Source organism: Vibrio sp. 03_296 (assembly GCF_002265885.1).
The window spans coordinates 13,653-33,304 of sequence record NZ_NPKW01000128.1 but is presented as its reverse complement, the minus strand read 5'-3'; the positions used below and the strand labels follow the sequence as shown (position 1 = coordinate 33,304).

Below are 19,652 nucleotides of genomic sequence, written 5' to 3'. Positions count from 1 at the left end.
AGGATAAGTAATGMCATCAAGAGGAGTAGGAAAAGCAGATAGAACTTTTCTTGAATTTTTAAATGGATGAGATATTTATCAATCCAACGAAATGGTATTTCTTTCATAATTATTATGCTCTTAGTAACCCACGGTCCTTTGTGGGGTGAATAGACTTAATAAATATATCACTCAAAAAAACGGAGAGGTATACGGATGGCAATAAGATGCGAAAAATTTGTGGTCTCTGGCATAGTTCAAGGGGTTGGATTTCGATACCACACCTCACATCAGGGTCTAAAGCTAAATTTAGTCGGTTATGCAAAGAATTTATATAACGGAGATGTCGAAGTGATAGCCTGTGGTGAACCACCGAAGATAGAAGAGTTTGCCAAATGGTTAGAACAAGGACCCAAAACGGCTCGCGTCGATGAGCTTAAAAGAGAAGAAATTACCTGTCGTGAATATCAAGGGTTTGAAATCCTGTAGCTGAGTGCTACAGGATAAAAATAGGGAGTTAGAGGCACTTTGCCGGTTTGGGTAAACCTGCCAGTTTGGTCGCTTGTTTTGCTGGCCCTTCTTTGAAAAGCTTAAAAAGATACTTGCTGTTGCCTTTTTCTGGACCGTGCGATTTTTCCATGGCTTTCACCAACATTCTCACCGCTGGTGAGGTGTTGAATTCTTCATAAAAGTCACGCACAAAGTGGATCACTTCTAGATGAGCATCTGTGAGCTCAATGCCTTCTTGCTCGGCAAGTATCTCAATCATTCCTTCTTCCCACTGAGTGTGGTCTAGTAGGTAACCTTGAGCATCGGTTTCAATTTGTTTGCCGTTGTAAACGAACATGCGCTATATCCATCGAGTCAATAAAGATGGGTATAGGGTAGCGTACACGTAAGGCGCTTCTCAACAAAAGAATCTCATACTTATGTTGAGCGAAGAAAAAGCGTGCAAATCGGGATTTTGTTTGGCAAATATAAATAGAAAAAGCCCGAAGCAATGCTCCGGGCTTTTGAGTTGATTTAACGCTAAACAATTAGTCGTCGTTCATAATGCCGAGAATACTTAGTAGGCTTGTGAACAAGTTCAAAATGTTTAGGTACATTGAAATCGTTGCACTTACGTAGTTGGTTTCTTCACCACGGACAATACGGCTGGTATCAAATAGGATGAAACCAGAGAAAACCAATGCAGAGACACTACTGATAACCAGCTGACCTAACGTTGAGCCAACAAAGATGTTGATGATAGCTGCAACGATAACAATGATCAGGCCTGCCATTAAGAAGTTACGCATAAAAGAGAAATCTTTTTTGCTTGTGATGGTATATGCCGAAAGACCGAGGAACACCATACCTGTCAAACCTAGAGCTTGAGCAATAATAGTAGGGCCGCTTGGGATTGAAGCGTAGTAAGTCAGCATTGGACCAAGTGCACCACCCATTAGTGTCGTAAAGACGAATGTCCAAACAATGCCCATTGATGAGTTAATGCTGCGTGGTAGTGCGAAAAATAAAATACCAATCGCAGCAACTTGCATCACAAGTGCCATCATTGGAGAAATACCGATTGCCATGGTTGCAACCGCTGCAATAGCACTGGTTACTAGTGTCATAGAAAGCAGGAAGTACGTGTTTTTCAATACCTTATTGGTTTGAAGTGTACTTTCCATGCTTGAAGTACGGGTAAACATAGGACTGTTCATAATCTTCCTCTTGAGAGTATGTTTAATTTATATGTCTATATATGAGGCCGATCGTTCCAAAAATCAAGCCTGACTTTATTCGTTACTAGCCAAAATGATAGTAGAAATAATGAGTTATGCATTATCCAGTTTGTAACACTTTATTTCCACTATAGACGAAAAAAAGAGGCGTTGAAGACGCCTCTTTTCAGTCGTGCTCACATTAGTGATGCAGAATTTGTGCAAGGAAGTTTTGCGTACGATCGGATTGAGGGTTCTCAAAAAACTCTTTCGGATTGTTTTCTTCAATGATTTCACCGGCATCCATGAAGATAACGCGATCCGCTACTTCTTTGGCAAAGCCCATTTCGTGGGTAACACACAACATGGTCATGCCTTCTTCTGCCAGCTCAACCATGACATCCAATACCTCGCGTACCATCTCTGGGTCGAGTGCAGATGTTGGCTCATCGAAGAGCATGACTTTAGGGCTCATACATAGTGAGCGGGCAATGGCGACTCGCTGCTGCTGACCACCGGAAAGTTGGCCTGGGTACTTATCTGCTTGCTCTGGAATCTTAACCCGTTCAAGGTATTTCATTGCAATGGCTTCCGCTTCTTCTTTAGGCATTTTCTTTACCCAAATTGGTGCCAACGTGCAGTTTTCCAAAACCGTTAGGTGAGGGAAGAGGTTAAAGTGTTGGAAACACATGCCGACTTCTCGCCTTACTGCTTCGATGTTTTTGAGATCTTCGGTTAGTTCAGTACCAGAGACCAGAATTTGCCCTGCTTGGTGTTCTTCCAATCGGTTAATGCAGCGAATCATTGTGGATTTACCGGAACCGGATGGGCCACAGATAACAATCTTTTCGCCTTTTTTAACATTCAGATTGATGTTTTTTAGTACGTGAAACTCACCGTACCACTTATTCATATCCTTCAGTTGGATCATGTAATCTTGTTGTTGCGTCATAATACGTCCTTGAGCTTTCTGAATTATCGTTTGTGACCGGTGTGTAGTTTATTTTCTAGCCATATCGAGTATCTCGACATGCCAAAACAAAATACCCAGAACACTAACGCGACAAATACATAACTTTCTGTAGCAAAACCAAGCCACTCTGGATCGGTGTTTGCGGCTTGTCCAATGCCCAATACATCAAACATACCGATGATCAGCACCAGACTGGTGTCTTTAAAGAGACCAATAAAGGTGTTTACGATGGACGGAATGGTAATTTTCAGTGCTTGCGGCAGAATAATTAAGCCCATTTTTTTCCAATACGTTAACCCCAGTGCATCGGCCGCTTCGTACTGGCCTTTCGGTATGGCCTGTAAGCCACCACGAACCACCTCAGCCATGTAGGCGGCACTAAACATCACCACACCTATCAATGCACGGATCAACTTGTCCGTCTCTGAGCCTTCCGAGAGAAACAGAGGTAGCATCACCGATGCCATAAACAGCACGGTGATTAATGGAACACCACGCCATACTTCGATATATACCGTACATAAGCTACGAATGATTGGCATATCCGAACGGCGACCCAGTGCCAAAGCGACACCAATCGGCAGTGAAACCACAATACCCACTAACGCAATGATCAAGGTGACCAGCAAGCCGCCCCATTTATGGGTATCAACAACTTCAAGGCCAAACACACCACCGTAAAGAAGTGCTGCAACGATAAATGGGTAGATGTTGACAAAGAATAGCCAAATCCACATTCGTTTTGGTGTTTTCTCATAGGCAAGTAGCACCGTGAAAATCGCCAGCGTAATGTAGAACAGGCGAGGGCGCCACAGTTCAGCTTCAGGATAGAAGCCATACATAAACTGATCCCAACGCACGCTGATGAATACCCAACAAGCTCCTTCTCGAGTACAGGCATCCCGTGTGGAACCGACCCAGTCAGCACTTAAAAAAGCCCAATCGGCAATATACCATAAAGCGCTGATAGCAAAGTATGCCAACACCAGCGTCACTACAGAATTGACCGGACTGTTGAATAGATTCTTCCTCATCCAACCGATAACACCTACGGTGTTTGCTGGCGGTGGAAGATCAGGTTGAAATTGATGTACTTTCATCTTATCTCTCCACCAAAGCAACTTTCTTGTTGTAAATGTTCATCAGTGCTGATGTGACCAAACTTAGCGTCAGGTATACCCCCATCGTCATTGCAATGATTTCGATCGCTTGCCCTGTTTGGTTGAGCGTCGTACCAGCAAAAACAGAAACCAAATCTGGGTAGCCAATTGCCATGGCTAAAGACGAGTTTTTGGTCAAATTAAGGTATTGACTGGTCAGTGGTGGAATGATGATGCGCAATGCTTGAGGAATGATGATCAGTTTCAGGGTGCGAGTTCTTGGCAGGCCAAGGGACATCGCTGCCTCAGTTTGACCATGGCTTACAGCATTAATGCCTGAACGAACAATTTCTGCAATAAACGCTGCAGTATAAATGCTCAGTGCCACCAACAGTGCTGCCAACTCAGGGATGATGCTGATGCCACCTTGGTAGTTGAAGCCTTTCAGTGCAGGATACTCAGCTGAGACTGGCATTCCAGAAACAAAGTAAACAAGCGCAGGAAAACCGACAATCAAGGCTAAAGCGATTCGCCCCATCGGTGTTTGTTGTCCGGTTAACTTTTGCTTATTTCTGGCCCACACGCCAATAAATATCGTCGCAATGATGCCCGCGAATAGCGCGGCAAAAATAAACGCACTTCCCGCCTCAAAAACGGGTTTTGGGAAAAACAAGCCTCGAACATTAAGAAAGATTGCTTCACCTAAACTGATACTTTGTCTTGGCGAAGGTAACGCTTGCAACACCGCGAAATACCAGAAGAAGATTTGCAGTAACAACGGGATGTTACGGAAAATTTCAATGTATATCGCCGCAAATCGACTCACCAACCAGTTTGAAGACAAACGAGCGATGCCGATAACAAAACCGAGTACGGTGGCTAATATGATGCCAAGAAATGACACTAAGGCCGTATTAAGGAGGCCGATAACGAACGTTCGACCGTAAGAAAAGGTTTCATCATATTCAATCAGCGTTAAACCAATGCCGAATCCGGCTTCTTGCGAAAGAAAATCAAAGCCAGTGGCAATGCCTCGAGCATTTAGGTTTGTTAACGCGTTATTGACGATGGTGTAGAAGAAAAATACCAGCGCCAGAATGGCTATGACCTGAAAGACGACCGAGCGAAAAGTGGGATTATAAAACAGGTTGGTGCTCGAAGACGGTTTGGCACTAACACCTGAAGACGTGTTTTTATCGGGTTTCATACAACAATAACCTCTAATCCATTTTTAGAAAAAAGGGCGGCACTGGTCCGCCCATTTCATCACAGATAACTGTTAACGGATCGGTGGCGCGTACATGAAGCCGCCAGCATTCCATAGTGCGTTAACACCACGAGAGATTTGCAGAGGAGAACCTGTACCGACAGTACGCTCAAAGCTCTCTCCGTAGTTACCAACTTGCTTAACGACTTGGTAACCCCAATCATCACGGATGCCTAGGCCTTTACCTTTCGGCCCATCAACACCTAGGATACGTTTCACGTTTGGATCATTAGATTTAAGCATCTCTTCTGCGTTTTTAGAGGTGATGCCGTACTCTTCTGCGTTGATCATCGCATTTAGCGTCCATTTCGCGATATTGAACCATTGATCGTCACCTTGACGAACCACAGGGCCTAGAGGCTCTTTAGAAATAATTTCAGGAAGAACCACCGCAGAGCTTGGATCTTGCAGGTTCAGGCGAAGTGCATACAGGCCAGATTGGTCTGTCGTCAACACGTCACAACGACCAGCGTCGAAACCTTTTGAGGTTTGAGCTGCCGTATCAAATACAACGGGCTTGTAGCTCATACCTGAATTACGGAAGTAGTCCGCTAAGTTAAGTTCAGTGGTGGTACCGGATTGAACACAAACGGATGCGCCATCAAGCTCTTTGGTGCTCTTGATGCCGAGGTCTTTTTTCACCATAAAACCTTGGCCGTCATAGTAGTTCACGCCAACAAAGTTCAAACCAAGCGCGGTATCACGGTGTAGCGTCCATGTTGTGTTACGCGAAAGAACATCAATCTCACCCGATTGCAGAGCGGTAAAGCGTTCTTTAGCCGTGAGGGGAACATATTTCACTTTAGTTTTGTCGCCCAACACTGCCGCCGCAATCGCTTGACAATATTCAACGTCAATACCTTCCCATTCACCTTTTGAGTTAGGGTTGGAGAAACCTGGTAGGCCAGTACTGACACCACAAGTTAAGAAACCTTGTTTTGTCACTTTGTCTAGAGTGCTTTCAGCAGCGAATGCATTTGACGACAACATAGCAGTAGATGCCGCTACCAATGAAGCCAGAATAGTGAGTTTATTTGCCATTTGTATCCTTCCTGTATGATCCAAGTTAAACCAGGTAACACCTGATACAACGTGCTCAATTGTTGTTGTGTGTGTCCTAACTGATTGACCTCCGTTCAAACGGCTGTTCGGAAATCAACTATTTATAAGCGTAGGAAAGGATTTTTGATTTCTCAACTGTATAATTTAAAAAGATTTTTGAGAGGAATCACAAACCCTGTGGTAATTAGAATGACCAAATGTTAACTGAATGTAAATAGTGCAATTGGTTACTGAAGTAGTGCAAGAGAGCTTTTGTCAATTATATTAATAGTATTATGGAATCAAGGGCTGTATGGTGGTGGTTGTTTGGAGTTATTCACTGCTTTGTGTTTAAAATTCGAACAAAAATTATTTGTTACATCGGTTTGTAATGATATTTATGCACCAAATCTGCTACGATGAGCGCTTTAGTCATAAAGAACAGACAGGGATTTAAATGCGATATTTTCCTCTTTTCATGGATCTAGAAAACAAACCCGTACTTGTTGTCGGAGGAGGGGAAGTTGCCAGTCGTAAAATTGAAGCACTGTTAAATGTCGGGGCGAAAGTAACGATTGTCTCGCCGACGTTGGTGGATGAGCTTCACCGTTGGGTGGAGGAAAACCGCTGTTACTGGGTGAAAAACTTCTATTCATCTGAGTTGATGGATGGCGCCTATGTTCAAGTCTGGGCGACAACCAACAATCCGTCTCTCAACCATCAAGTATATCGTGACGCGAAACAGCGTAACCTGTTGGTGAACGTTGTGGATGATAAACCGTATTGTGACTTCATTACGCCTTCAATGATCTCGCGTGGACGAGTGCAAATTGCCATATCCAGTGGTGGTGCTTCCCCTGTGTTGATTCGTAATCTCAGAGAATCATTAGAATCGGTTTTGCCACAAAATCTTAGTTTGCTGGCGGAATTCGCCGAATCAAAACGTGTGGCGGTTAAAGAACGATTCCCGACAGTCGAAGAACGTCGCATGTTTTGGGAGCTGTTTTTCGACTTACCAGAGGTAAAATCGTCACAAAATCATAGAGAGCTTGAAAGCTTGTTTGCACAGGCAATCAAAGGGGAGGTTCAACGAACTGCGCAATGCACTTGGATTGGTTGCACAGATGATGTTGAGATGTTACCTATTAAAGCCCTTCGTTACATGCAAAAAGCGGAGCTTGTGTTGGCGCCAGAGCAGATTCATCCTGCTTTTCTAGAAATGGTGCGTCGAGATGCTCAACGATTGAGTTATGAAACTCCGGCAGAACTTTCGGAGAAGATTCAACAAGCGAAGCTCGAACCGATTAAAATTTGCGTGTTATTTGCTAAAAACAGCCAAGAATTCAGCTTTCTTCAACAAGGTGATCTGATTATCTGATCACAACGCCTTTGCGCTTGCTTGTTCCTTTCATCAATCCACTGCGACGACACCATAACCGAATACCTTACGGTGTTGATCTAGTGGATTGATTGCAACCTTCCTTCACCTGTTTTCATGCTCGCGGCTTCCATCTTTAGCGGGCAAAAATTGAGAGCTTAGTGTCAGAGTTGAATAATGACGTTTGATCTAACTCAATCAAGTGTTTGATTACCCTTTTGGGGTAATAGAAAACGAACGCCATCCAGTTACATTACGCTTATATCTTCAGCGATTGTGCGCGCGGACAACTAGTATAAAACAAGTGCGACACATGAAGGCGATAGGTGAAGCAATGAGTGGAAGCAACAACAAAAAAACATCCGAAAGTCGAAGACGATTTCTTCGCGATTCCGTTAGAACATTTGCTGGTGTTGGTGCCGCCGCCACCGTTCTTGGCCTGCAATCTAAGCAAAGCCAGGCTCGTGGTGGTACTGGCGTTCCACTTCGTCCGCCGGGTGCCTTACCCAAAGGGGAGTTCGAAAAAGCCTGCACCCGTTGTGGTTTGTGTGTACAGGCATGTCCGTATGACACCTTGAAACTGGCGACGTTACTTTCTCCAGTAGAGTCGGGGACTCCTTACTTCCATGCACGGGAGATCCCTTGTGAAATGTGTGAAGACATTCCTTGCGTGGTCGCCTGCCCAAGTGGAGCGCTTGACCCGAATCTCACGGATATTGATGACGCTCGTATGGGGTTAGCAGTCTTAATTGACCATGAAAGCTGCTTGAACTGGCAGGGATTGCGCTGTGATGTCTGCTATCGAGTTTGCCCTGTTATCGACGAGGCCATTACGCTGGAGCACGTTCGAAATGAAAGAACCGGTTATCACGCGAAGTTGATCCCGACCGTGCATTCGGATAAATGCACTGGCTGTGGTAAATGTGAGCAGGCTTGCATCACCGAAGTCGCTGCGATCAAAGTCATTCCGCATGATCTCGCCCAAGGAAAAATAGGCGACCATTACCAGCTTGGGTGGGAGGAGATTACCAAGCCGTTGCAAAATACCGCCCCAGATACCAGTGATATGCCAACTGGCGCGTTGGAAACCTTGGGAGGAGCAAAATAATGGCGAAGAATTTAGCAAAAGATGCCGGTCGTGAAGCAAGAGAGAAGTTAGGTTGGTGGCATGCTCACCGTTTCCTTATATTAAGACGTTTGGCTCAGTTCTCCATTATTGGTCTGTTTTTACTCAGCCCAACGGTAAACATACTTAAAGGCAACCTTTCATCGAGTATGTTGTTTGATACCATTCCACTGACCGACCCTCTGATTTTCTTACAAATCGTCGCATCTGGACATATTCCAGAATTCAATGCGTTACTCGGCGTTCTGATTGTCGTTGTCTTTTACGCCATCATCAGCCCTAGAGCATTTTGTGCATGGGTGTGCCCGCTTAATGTGGTTACAGATCTTGCAGCTTGGTTAAAGCGTAAGCTTGAAATCAAGGCGAGCTTTCGTTGGAACGCTCAACTGAGATATTGGCTACTGGGTGCACTGCTTATTGGTAGCGCGGCTTCAGGCAGTGTACTTTGGGCTTGGATTGATCCTGTCGCCACGCTGCATCGAGGCATTCTTTTTGGAATGGGTGCAGGTTGGGTGCTGATCCTGTTGGTATTTATGCTTGATCTTCTGTTGGTCGATCATGGTTGGTGCGGCCATCTGTGCCCACTCGGTGCAACTTATGGCGTGATTGGACGAAAAAGTGTTCTGAGAATCTCTGCGGAAAATCGAGAAGCGTGCACCAAGTGTATGGATTGCTACAATGTTTGCCCAGAGCCAGAGGTATTGCGGCAACCATTAAAAGAAGGGGACAGAAGAGTCATGGATCAAAACTGCATCAGTTGTGGGCGTTGTATTGATGTTTGCCCCGAAAACGTGCTGGTATTTACACATCGCTTCAAAGACAAAGACAAAGACAAAGACAAAGATAAGGCGTAACGTTCCTGCCGCTAAAATAATCCTGTCGTTAATAATGAGCCCATCTTAATTGATGGGCTCATTATTTTCACATTAAGCCTTGGCTTGATTCCTCGGTGATCTTTGCTCAGCTTCGAGTTTTGCCACCTCTTCATCCAGTTCGCGTATTTTTGTCTCCATGATTTGATGACAATGATCAGCCAGCTGACGAGCTTGCTGTAGGGTGTAGCCCTTTGTGTCTATGGGGGGCAACATTTCAGTGATGACGACCCCATTTTTCCAGCGATTGAGCGCAATTTTGTTGTGCGTGGTGCTGACACACATTGGAATAATAGGAACGCCAGCTTCTATCGCCATACGAAAGGCTCCCGTTTTAAAAGGGAGTAAGCCGCGGCCTTTACTACGAGTCCCTTCAGGATAGACCCATACAGACAAATTCCGCGTTTGAATGGCCTCTGCCACTTGCGCGATGGTATCGCGAGCTTTTGACTTATTTTCTCTATCGATCAAAATGTTACCGGTTATCCAGTACAACTGGCCAAAGAACGGTACCCACAATAGGCTTTTTTTGCCGATCGTCACCGTTCGAGGAGGCAACATCCCAGGCGAAGTGACAAAATCAAAAACACTTTGATGATTGGAAACATAGACGGCATGACTATTTTGGTGAGCATGTTCAGCACCACGCTGAATCAAGGTCATTCCTACGATTTTATGCAGTTGATTAAACCAGCGACAAAACACATGCACGTGTTTGGGATCCCTTGGACTAAAAAGGCAGTAGATCAGTGCGGCGAGTGTTGTGACAACCACAAAGATGGCGGCAAGTAGAATGCGAATGAATGCGAGCAAGAGGCCCCCTGATATGAGAAGATTTGCTCGCAGTCTACTAAAGTAATCGCTCTAATAAAGTGATTTGTTCACATTTTTGTAACGAAGGTAAAGGAATAAGAATTAGCGGACTATTAGTAAAACGATTGCTTATCCTCTCATAAGGCGCTGAACAATTGAACTAATTCTATTTGTGGAAGACAATATAATCCTGTTTTAGCTTGCGATTTTTAGCGAGGCTTCAGAGCAAAGCATTGGTTAGGTCGACGCTTTAGAACGCGTACGTGACTGATAATCCAAAGGGGTGACGCTGACCAGTTTCTTAAACTCACGTTGGAAATGTGCTTGGTCACTGAAGCCTAAATCAAAAGCAAGATCAGACAGTGGTACCTTATGGTTATGGTTAATGTTGTAAACCGCGGACTGGCAGCGTATCGCACGGCTGAAGGCCTTTGGTGTCAGACCGGTGTCATTGCGAAAGGCGCGCTGTAACGTTCTAGCGGAGTAACCCGTTTTCTTGACCAGATCCTTTATCTGGAGATTGCCATGCGCTTGAGTCACTAGTGCGATCACGTCCATCGTCAGATAGGAGCAAGATCGACTATCAAATTGACTGACAAAATCATTGATTATGCGTGCTTTACTTATGAAACCATCGGATTCACAAACTTGTTCAAGAATGTGTTCGATTCCACCAACCAAATCGCTTAAATCCAAACGATTTGAAATGACTTCATCAACGTCCAGATTACGTAAATCTGGTATCACACCCGGGCGAAAGCGAACTCCTAAGTAGTTATGACCTTGTTTGAAATCCGCTTTAATTGCTTCAAGAGGAGAACCACAGATATAGGCATTTGGACTATCGGGGCTGCAGTCAAAGAGGAGATCGATACATCCATCTGGAATCGCAATGGTGGAATCCATATCGCCACTTGCATCAAATGAGTAGAAGTGCGAAGTCATTGCACTCTGTGGTGTCAGTAATGAATCAAAATGATTTGCGCCTAGCACGAACCAGGGTTGAACTGAGCGCAAGGAGGCAATTTTAAACTCTAGATTTGCATCAGGCATACTTTTCTACTCATTAAGCATCAGAGTATCAAAGTCCCATTCTGTTAATTAAATGTAAATTTATATTATTAATATGTTAATCATTTTTGTGACCTAGCCCATGACTTGTGTCGCAAAAATTCAATATCAATGCGTGCCTTCACTCTAGTATCAGGCTTAACAGATAAATCACTCAGTTAGTTGAATGAGTTTAAATAAGCCTTTATGACGATGCAGGGAAGTAGGAATACGTATGTCTAGTAATACAAAAATCGATTTTATCTACCTATCTGAACCAGACATGATCAAAGCCGGTGTAACGGATATGGCAGCATGTGTGGACACGATGGAAGAGATGTTCGCACTGTTACACCAAGGTGATTACCGCATGGCGGGACCAAATAATGATTCTCATGGTGCGATGATTACGTTTCCAGAAGAGTCACCAATCCCAACCATGCCAAAGCCAACCGCAGACCGCCGCTTGATGGCGATGCCAGCTTACTTAGGCGGTGATTTTGGTACGTGTGGCGTGAAATGGTACGGCTCGAACATTGCCAACCGCGAGAAAGATCTTCCGCGTTCCATCCTAATGTTCATTCTCAACGATATTGAAACCAGCGCGCCACTGGCGATTATGTCGGCAAACTTGCTTTCAGCTTATCGCACAGGAGCGATTCCTGGCGTGGGCGCTCGCTACCTTGCTCGTAAAGATTCCAAAGTGATTGGTCTGCTTGGCCCTGGTGTAATGGGAAAAACTTCAGTGGCTGCATTTATGGCCGCCTGTCCAAACATCGACACTATCAAGATCAAAGGTCGCGGCAAGAAGAGCCTAGACAGCTTCTTAACTTGGGTGTCGGCGACGTTCCCACAAATCACCAATGTAGAAGTTGTCGAGAGCGTTGAAGACGTCGTGCGCGGCTCAGACATCGTGACTTACTGCAACTCGGGTGAAACGGGTGACCCAAGCCTTTACCCAGAAGTGAAACGTGAGTGGGTCAAACCGGGCGCGTTTTTGGCAATGCCTGCAAGTTGCCGCTTAGATAAGGGCATGGTGCAGGACGATGTACGTAAAGTGCTTGATAATACTGGTCTCTACCAAGCTTGGTACGAGGAAGTGCCAAAACCTGCACACAACATTATCCCACTCGTTGGTGTTCGCTTTATGGACATGATCGAAGAAGGCAAGTTAACCATTGATGACTTAGAAGACCTTGGTTCGATTGTCGCGGGTGAAACACCAAGGCGCCAAAGTGAAGACGAAATCATCATTCTTTCTGTTGGTGGCATGCCAGTAGAAGACGTTGCGTGGGCAACCAAAATTTATCGCAACGCCGTCGAGAAAGGTATTGGCATCAACCTCAATCTTTGGAATCAACCAGAACTCAAATAACAACTCAGAACGCTAGGTTAGTCATTTAAAAGGAAGTCCCCATGACACGTATCGTAAAGGTAAAAACAGGCTCAAAACTGGAAGAAATCGCAAGCTACTCACGCGTAGTTGCGGTAGATAACTGGATTTTTGTTTCAAACACCGCTGGCCGTAACCCTGAAACGGGTGAAATGCCAAAAGACGTATTTGAGCAAACAGAGCAAGTGTTTACCAATATTGAAGTCGCTTTGGCGTCGGTTGATGCAAACCTGAAAGATGTCATCACGTCGAAAGTCTTTATTCAAAATCCAGACAACGTTCCGGCTGTGATGGAGTTTGTTGGCACTAAGTTTCGCGGTGTGAACCCAACCACCACGGTCACTTGTCCTCCGCTCGGCTCAACTATTTACGAAGTCGAAATTGAAGTGACTGCTTATCGCGGCGCATCACAGGCAGACGTAGAGGAAATCGTGCTTTCAAGATAGAGGCGGCTAAGGGCGCCGTATCGAGATGAGCGAGAGGTTAGGATGACAAAAAAAATCATACGACTGGAAACATCAAACGTTTTGCCGAAATCCACCGGAGTAGTGATTATCGGCGGTGGTATTGTCGGCGCGAGTGCTGCGCTGACATTAGCCGAAAACAACGTCCCTGTAGTTTTGATCGAGAAAGGTTATGTAGCGGGTGAGCAGTCATCACGAAACCTTGGCTGGATCCGCAAAACCAGCCGACACAAAGAAGATGTGCCTTTGGCGCTAGCAGCAGACCGTTTGTGGGCTGGTATGAGTCAAAGAGTTGGGCATGACCTAGGTTACAAGCAAGCAGGGATTATGTTCCTTGCTGACACTGAACAACAAATGGACATTTACCAAGACTGGTTGGACTCAGTGGATTCGTTGGATCTCGACTCCAAATTGCTCAGCAGCGACAAGGTTAACTCCATGCTTGGTAACAGCAATAAGTCATGGAAAGGGGCGATTTACACCCCTTCAGACGGACGTGCTGAACCGTGTATCGCAACAGTAAAAATCCTAGAAAAAGCAGTGGAACTCGGCGCGCAGGTAGTGCAGCACTGCGCAGTCCGAACGCTTGCTATGTCGGGTGGCCGTGTAAGCGGTGTAGTCACAGAGCAAGGTGAAATCAACTGCGAGCAGGTGTTGTTAGCGGGTGGCGCGTGGTCAAGACGCTTCTTGGGTAATTTGGGTGTCTCGTTGCCAACCCTACCACTGATTTGCTCGGTGATTAGAACCAAGCCAATGGATGGCCCGACCGATATTGCGGTCGGTGCGTCAAACTTCTCGTTTCGTAAGCATCACAATGGTGGTTTTGTGATCACGCAGCGCGGCGCGTTAGATGCACCTGTGTGCCTTGACCATCTGCTGATTGGCCACCGTTATCTTGAACAGTTGAAACACCAGCGTAGCTTTCTACGAATCAAACTCGGCAAGCATTTTGTCGATGATTTAAGAATGCCGCGCAGTTGGAAACCGGGCAGCGATACACCGTTTGAAAAGGTGAGAACGCTCAATCCAAATCACAACCAGAACCTTATCAACGAAGCAATGACCAATTTGCGCCAAGCCTATCCCGTGTTTGAACAAGCCGAGATAGACGAAGCGTGGGCAGGGTTGATTGATGTAACGCCAGACTCGAATCCAGTGATCGACCATGCCGCGGCAATACCGGGCTTGACTCTGGCCACAGGCTTTTCTGGCCACGGGTTTGGCACTGGGCCAGCTGCGGGGCATTTAGCGGCAGATTTAATCACGGGTAACGATCCGATTATCGATCCGACTCCTTATCGATTTAGTCGCTTGTAAGAGTAATTTTCGGGTTTGGAAAGCTCCTTAATCAGCTAGGTAGGAACTTGGTATGGCAGTAGAGATTGAAGCAATTGTGTACGCATCGGATGCAAATAAAGGCAGCCGCAAAGTGTTTGAAGCCGCGATTAACCAAGCGGTGAAGCATCAATCAAAAATTATCTATGTGCATGCGGTGAATAAGGCAGACGTGATTACGCCCGATATCTCTTATTCCTACCTGCCGAGCGACATCGATAAGCTGCATTCCGCTCAACACAGAAACGAGCTAATCGAAAAGCTTAAAACACGAATCCATCGATACATAAAGGAAAAGCTGACCGATCTGGATATTCAGGTTCAGTGTTCGATATGTGTTCAATTCGGTAATCCAGAGGAGGTGATTATCAACACGGTAAAGCAGTTTAATGCCGGACTGATTGTTATGGGCAATAGAAAATCCAGTGAACTGTCCAGAGTGTTTCTCGGTTCTACAGCCAACAAAGTACTGCAGAAAAGCGAAGTACCCGTATTGATAGTACCAATAGCGAAAAAATAGAAATGCTGGGCATCACCAGCTTCAGAGTACAAAAGGAATTATGATGAAAAGGACTAAACTGATTACTGCAATCGCACTTGCATCGATTTTTACACCACTCACCAGTGTTGCCGCAGACTACCCTAATCGCCCAGTAAAATACGTTGTGCCGTGGCCTCCGGGTGATTTGGAAGATGTGCTAACTCGCCTAATTGCAGAAGAGATGGCGAAAGAAACGGGCAAGCCAGCCACAGTGGTCAACAAACCTGGCGGCGCCGGAATCATTGGTGCAGCAGAGGTTTCACGTGCGCGCCCAGATGGTTTGACGATCGGCTCATTCGTTGCCGATATCCTCACTACGCACATTCTTTCTGGCAACGCACCGTTTGACCAAACAACATTCGAGCCTGTTGGGATCTTCCTAGATTATCCGTTTGTGATTGCTGCAAAAGCAGATGCGCCATACAACAACCTAAAAGAGCTAGCCGATTACTCGCAAAGTAATCATGTTTCTCTGGCTCACTTTGGTTACCAAGCGCTGCCAACCGCGATCACGTTTAAAGCGGCTGACAAAGCTGGGATTAAGTTCTCGTCAAACGCACCGTTTGATGCGATCAACTGTTCGACCTTAGCTAACGGCGATGCGGATGTGGTCAATACCGTTACGCAAACCATCCTCTCTTGTTTGAAGTCTGGCGACGTGAAAATCATCGCTTCGATTACGCACGAACGTTTAAGCATCAGCCAAGATGTGCCAACGCTTAAAGAGCAAACTGGAGTAGAACAAACCACTTGGAATGGCCTGTTTGTGAAGAAAGGCACACCTGACAACATCAAACAAGTGATTGCAGATATCGCTCAAAAAGCGCTTAAGACCGACAAAGTGACGGCGATCAGTCAAAACACTGGTGCCAACGTTTTTTGGATGGGTGGTAAAGAAGCACAGCAAGTAATTGATAACGACTTTGCCAGTGCCAAAGAACTGCTGAACTACATGAAATAAGTCCTTTGGGTGAGTAAACATATCTGGTTCATTTACTCACCCTTTTTTCAGGGAGTTGAACGCATATGACGATTGAAATCAACGAAGTGATTCTGGAGCAAGAGGACAACGCAGGTCTTGCGACAGAGAGTCTCCCATCACACTACTATTTTTACGTGCTTTCCTTTATTGGCTCGGTGGTACTGATATTACTTCAACCTAGTCAAGCAAAAGAGGTGCAAAACGCGCACGGTTGGTTCTCGCAGCCTTACATCGCGCCGTTGCTAGGCTTAAGTATCATCGCTCTGTTTAGTGGCATTTACCTATTGGTGAATACGATTAAGCACTATCACTGCTTAAGAAGCATTAATCCCATCGAATTGACCTTTAGTACCATCAGTCGGTATCGAACGGCGGTGATCATCAGCGGTTTCTTTTTCCTCTACATCTTCAGTTTGTCGGTGATTGGTTTCGCGCTATCCAGTTTTATCTTGGTGCTGACCATGCTTTGGATAAGCAACCTGTTCACTCGCTTTTGGGTGATTACTTCCTTTGTCTCCATCGCGATCATCGTATTGGTGTTTAGAGTCGCGATTGCGCTGTGGTTTCCGGATGTGTGGCTGTTCTCGTTCCTTCCCGACCAAATGGCTGACTTTGCCAATATGTATTTGTAGTAATTGGATGTTGTATCGATATGGACACTATTTTTCTCGGAATCAATGAAATACTCACCATGCAAGTCGTACTCGCCATTGTGTTCGGGGCGATTCTTGGTGTGTCGATTGGCTCTATCCCAGGGCTGGAACCCGCAGGCGTAATGGCGATTTTGCTACCAATGACGTTCAACGTTGACCCGTTACCAGCGGTCACTTTACTGCTCGGGGTATATGGCGGCGCTTGGTATGGCGGCGCGATCCCCGCAATATTAATGAATACTCCCGGCACGCCCGTTGCAGTGCTGACAACTTACGACGGCTATCCGATGACGCAAAAAGGCGAGGGTAAGCGTGCGCTGTCTATTGCGTACTCGTCGTCTTTCTTCGGTGGCATGGTCAGTGTGCTGTCTCTGGTTCTTTTAGCGCCTCTTCTATCACAAATCGCGATGCATTTTGGCTCGGCGGAGTTTGCCATGTTAGCCGCGCTTGGGATGATCTTTGTGGTTATGGCGCACTACAAACAAGCGTTTGCAGCGGCGATGATGCTTGGTCTAGGTATCTTCCTCGGTACGATTGGTATTGACCGCTCATACAACACCATGACGTATACCTTTAACCAAGAGTGGTTGTTCGGTGGTGTGCCACTGGTGCCAACGGTGATTGGTCTTTTTGCTATGTCTCAAGCGTTTGTTTTGCTATCGCAGAAAGGCAACGATTCGCAAGTCACGACTTATGAAGGCAAAGGGCGCTTTTCTGGAATGCTGGTGGTGATCAAGCATAAATGGACCGCGGTTCGTTCAGCAATTTTAGGCGTCATTATGGGATTGCTACCGGGTGTGGGCGAGTTTGGTTCGCAGTTCTTCTCTTATACCCTGGCGCAGAAACTCTCTAAGAACCCAGATAAGTTTGGCCAAGGCGCAGAGGAGGGCTTGATTGCCTCTGAAACATCGAACAATGCGGTGACGGCTTCAGTGATGGTTCCACTGTTGGCATTTGGTATTCCTGCCGATGCGTTGATGGCTATGCTGTTGTCTGTGTTTATGGTGCACAACTACACGCCGGGCCCAACCTTATTTGCCGAGCGACCAGAGTTCATTTCTGGCTTATACATCTCGCTGTTTTTAATCAATATCGTCGCGTTCATCTATCTGACTTTCAGCAGTAAATGGATTGCCAACCTAACGCGCATTCGCGGACGTTTTATCGGTGCGCTGATACTGGTACTCGGTTTTATCGGCAGTTATAGCCAAAACTACCAATTCTCTGATGCGCTTATCGCTCTTGGCTTTGCGGTGTTTGGTTACATTCTCAAACGCGAGCAGATCCCAGCCGTGCCAATCATCTTAGGTTTGGTACTTGGTCCGGTGTTTCTTGCCCGTACCAAGCAAGCACTCGGAGTCTCAAACGGTGACTTCTCAATCTTTTGGGACAGACCAATCAGCCTAGCTTTGCTGAGCATGATCGTCATTTCTATTGGCATCTTTGTTTACAGCATGGTTAGAGATAATCAAACAAAAACACAATAACGAACGTCGAAACGAAAGGAACTCACAATGAACCAATTTGGAATGACTATTGATGGTCAAACTGTACAAGGTGAAATGCCATCAAGCATCGTGCTCAACCCTGCAAACGAGCAAGAAGCGTTTACTGCGCCAGTGGCGTCAATTGCGCAGCTGAATAAAGCGGTTGAGAGCGCAAAAGCAGCGTACCCGCAATGGAGTGCGCTGTCTCAAGCTCAGCGCGATGGATACATCAACAAAATCGCTGATGTGATTGAACAAAACGCGGGTGAGTTGGCCGAGATTGTCGTCAAAGAGCAAGGAAAACCGACACAACTTGCACAGATGGAAGTGGGGGGGCGGTGGCTTGGACAAGGCACACTGCGAGCATTGAGATTCCGGTCGAAGTCTATGAAGACTCAGAAAACAAACGCATCGAAGGCCGTAGAAAGTCGATCGGTGTTGTGGGTTCGATTACGCCTTGGAACTGGCCTTTAATGATCGCTATCTGGCACATCATTCCAGCGCTGCGAATGGGTAACACAGTGGTACTAAAACCTTCAGAACTGACACCAATCAATACACTTAAACTGGGTCAACTGTTGCAAGACGTATTGCCTGCTGGGGTGTTGAATGTGGTGTCCGGCAGTGGCGATGTTGGCCGCGCAATGAGTGAGCATAAAGAGATCAACAAGCTGGTATTTACGGGTTCGACGTTGACTGGTCAAAACATCATGCAAGCGGCGGCGAAAAACTTAAAACGTTTAACGCTTGAGCTGGGTGGTAACGATGCGGGTATCGTGCTCCCAGGCGCGAATCTGGATGCGATTGCGGAAGGATTATTCGCCACCGCCTTCATTAATATGGGTCAAACTTGCGCGGCATTAAAACGTCTTTATGTACATGAATCTCAACATGACGAGCTGTGTCAAAAGCTGGCCGATATTGCCGAAAAACAAGTGGTGGGTGAAGGTAGCGCAGACGGCGTAACCTTTGGTCCAGTGCAAAACAGCCAACAGCTTGAGAAAGTGATCGCGCTGGTGGAAGAGGCAAAACAGCAAGGCGCCACGATTTACGCTGGTGGCGCACGACCAGATAAGCCGGGCTACTTCTTCCCGCCGACGATCGTCGGCAACGCGCAAAGCGGAATGCGTGTGGTTGAGGAAGAGCAGTTTGGCCCTGTATTGCCAGTGATTAAGTATTCAACAGTCGCGGATGCAGTAGCGGCAGCGAACAGCGTCGAAGTGGGCTTGGGTGGCTCAATTTGGGGGGATGTTGAGCAAGCGAGCGAGTTAGCCTCCAAGTTGGAATGTGGTTCGGTGTGGATCAACGGCCATGCGGAAGTTTTGCCTCACGCGCCATTTGGCGGCTGCAAGATGTCTGGCTTTGGCGTGGAGTTTGGCCTAGAAGGGCTACTCGAAAACAGCCTGCTGCAAGTCGTAAACATCAATAAATAGGGTGCTTTTCTAAGCTCAATAAACCTAGATACCTCTTATCAGCTTTATCGCTGGCAAGG

The 19,652-nt window shown here is 46.1% G+C and carries 21 protein-coding genes; 13 read left to right on the top strand and 8 right to left on the bottom strand.

From position 1 onward, the window contains the following. Positions 1-195 precede the first annotated feature (195 nt). Positions 196-468: an acylphosphatase gene (yccX, locus tag CIK04_RS15835; protein WP_011150174.1), complete on the top strand. Its 273-nt coding sequence runs from the start codon at positions 196-198 to the stop codon at positions 466-468. Between the two features lie 28 nt (positions 469-496). On the opposite strand, the gene CIK04_RS15830 is transcribed toward yccX, so the two are convergent. The 6 genes from CIK04_RS15830 to CIK04_RS15805 form a co-directional block, all read right to left on the bottom strand. Next, entirely contained in the window at positions 497-826 is a 330-nt protein-coding gene (locus CIK04_RS15830; protein ID WP_011080550.1) for a TusE/DsrC/DsvC family sulfur relay protein, read from the bottom strand. Positions 827-1,016: 190 nt separating this feature from the next. Beyond that, on the bottom strand, positions 1,017-1,685 hold the full coding sequence (locus CIK04_RS15825; protein WP_011150175.1) for a Bax inhibitor-1/YccA family protein: 669 nt from the start codon (positions 1,683-1,685) through the stop codon (positions 1,017-1,019). Between the two features lie 202 nt (positions 1,686-1,887). After that, complete coding sequence (locus CIK04_RS15820) at positions 1,888-2,637, bottom strand: amino acid ABC transporter ATP-binding protein (RefSeq protein WP_011080547.1); 750 nt, start codon at positions 2,635-2,637, stop codon at positions 1,888-1,890. 23 nt (positions 2,638-2,660) lie between these two features. Then, on the bottom strand, positions 2,661-3,758 hold the full coding sequence (locus CIK04_RS15815; protein ID WP_058666839.1) for an amino acid ABC transporter permease: 1,098 nt from the start codon (positions 3,756-3,758) through the stop codon (positions 2,661-2,663). A 1-nt stretch (position 3,759) separates the two neighbouring features. Beyond that, positions 3,760-4,965, bottom strand: coding sequence for an amino acid ABC transporter permease (locus CIK04_RS15810; RefSeq protein WP_097353439.1), 1,206 nt, complete (start codon positions 4,963-4,965; stop codon positions 3,760-3,762). 72 nt (positions 4,966-5,037) lie between these two features. Further along, positions 5,038-6,066, bottom strand: a complete 1,029-nt coding sequence (locus tag CIK04_RS15805; RefSeq protein WP_097353438.1) for an amino acid ABC transporter substrate-binding protein — start codon at positions 6,064-6,066, stop codon at positions 5,038-5,040. A 457-nt stretch (positions 6,067-6,523) separates the two neighbouring features. Here CIK04_RS15805 and CIK04_RS15800 point away from each other — a divergent pair, with 457 nt between their 5' ends. The 3 genes from CIK04_RS15800 to napH all read left to right on the top strand — a co-directional run bounded on the left by CIK04_RS15800 (position 6,524) and on the right by napH (position 9,424). Then, the gene (locus tag CIK04_RS15800) at positions 6,524-7,444 is read left to right on the top strand and encodes a bifunctional precorrin-2 dehydrogenase/sirohydrochlorin ferrochelatase (RefSeq protein ID WP_097353437.1); all 921 of its coding nucleotides are present in this window, start codon (positions 6,524-6,526) and stop codon (positions 7,442-7,444) included. A 334-nt stretch (positions 7,445-7,778) separates the two neighbouring features. Beyond that, on the top strand, positions 7,779-8,552 hold the full coding sequence (gene napG, locus CIK04_RS15795) for a ferredoxin-type protein NapG (RefSeq protein ID WP_097353436.1): 774 nt from the start codon (positions 7,779-7,781) through the stop codon (positions 8,550-8,552). Next, the gene (gene napH / locus CIK04_RS15790) at positions 8,552-9,424 is read left to right on the top strand and encodes a quinol dehydrogenase ferredoxin subunit NapH (protein ID WP_097353435.1); all 873 of its coding nucleotides are present in this window, start codon (positions 8,552-8,554) and stop codon (positions 9,422-9,424) included. Before napG ends, napH begins: the two co-directional genes overlap by 1 nt. A 72-nt stretch (positions 9,425-9,496) precedes the next feature. Here the strand turns inward: napH and CIK04_RS15785 are convergent, their stop codons facing one another. Further along, entirely contained in the window at positions 9,497-10,255 is a 759-nt protein-coding gene (locus CIK04_RS15785; RefSeq protein ID WP_097353434.1) for a 1-acylglycerol-3-phosphate O-acyltransferase, read from the bottom strand. 237 nt (positions 10,256-10,492) lie between these two features. Then, entirely contained in the window at positions 10,493-11,308 is an 816-nt protein-coding gene (locus tag CIK04_RS15780; RefSeq protein ID WP_085760959.1) for a helix-turn-helix domain-containing protein, read from the bottom strand. A gap of 232 nt (positions 11,309-11,540) precedes the next feature. Between CIK04_RS15780 and CIK04_RS15775 the strand changes: the two genes are divergently transcribed. The 9 genes from CIK04_RS15775 (at position 11,541) to CIK04_RS15740 (ending at position 19,593) form a co-directional block, all read left to right on the top strand. Beyond that, positions 11,541-12,680, top strand: coding sequence for a tyramine oxidase subunit B (locus tag CIK04_RS15775; protein ID WP_097353433.1), 1,140 nt, complete (start codon positions 11,541-11,543; stop codon positions 12,678-12,680). A gap of 41 nt (positions 12,681-12,721) precedes the next feature. Further along, entirely contained in the window at positions 12,722-13,144 is a 423-nt protein-coding gene (locus tag CIK04_RS15770) for a RidA family protein (protein ID WP_039448441.1), read from the top strand. A 42-nt stretch (positions 13,145-13,186) separates the two neighbouring features. Then, complete coding sequence (locus CIK04_RS15765) at positions 13,187-14,479, top strand: FAD-binding oxidoreductase (RefSeq protein WP_039542658.1); 1,293 nt, start codon at positions 13,187-13,189, stop codon at positions 14,477-14,479. Positions 14,480-14,531: 52 nt separating this feature from the next. After that, entirely contained in the window at positions 14,532-15,017 is a 486-nt protein-coding gene (locus tag CIK04_RS15760) for a universal stress protein (RefSeq protein WP_097353432.1), read from the top strand. A 40-nt stretch (positions 15,018-15,057) separates the two neighbouring features. Continuing rightward, positions 15,058-15,999, top strand: a complete 942-nt coding sequence (locus CIK04_RS15755) for a tripartite tricarboxylate transporter substrate binding protein (RefSeq protein WP_097353431.1) — start codon at positions 15,058-15,060, stop codon at positions 15,997-15,999. A gap of 65 nt (positions 16,000-16,064) precedes the next feature. Beyond that, positions 16,065-16,652 (top strand): hypothetical protein, encoded by a 588-nt coding sequence (locus CIK04_RS15750; protein WP_080526343.1) that lies wholly within the window; start codon positions 16,065-16,067, stop codon positions 16,650-16,652. Between the two features lie 20 nt (positions 16,653-16,672). Beyond that, complete coding sequence (locus CIK04_RS15745; protein ID WP_072609972.1) at positions 16,673-18,160, top strand: tripartite tricarboxylate transporter permease; 1,488 nt, start codon at positions 16,673-16,675, stop codon at positions 18,158-18,160. Positions 18,161-18,187: 27 nt separating this feature from the next. Next, positions 18,188-18,634, top strand: coding sequence for an aldehyde dehydrogenase family protein (locus CIK04_RS33430; RefSeq protein WP_269799033.1), 447 nt, complete (start codon positions 18,188-18,190; stop codon positions 18,632-18,634). Beyond that, the gene (locus tag CIK04_RS15740; protein ID WP_269799034.1) at positions 18,601-19,593 is read left to right on the top strand and encodes an aldehyde dehydrogenase family protein; all 993 of its coding nucleotides are present in this window, start codon (positions 18,601-18,603) and stop codon (positions 19,591-19,593) included. The genes CIK04_RS33430 and CIK04_RS15740 overlap by 34 nt, the downstream gene beginning before the upstream one ends. Positions 19,594-19,652: the final 59 nt, after the last annotated feature.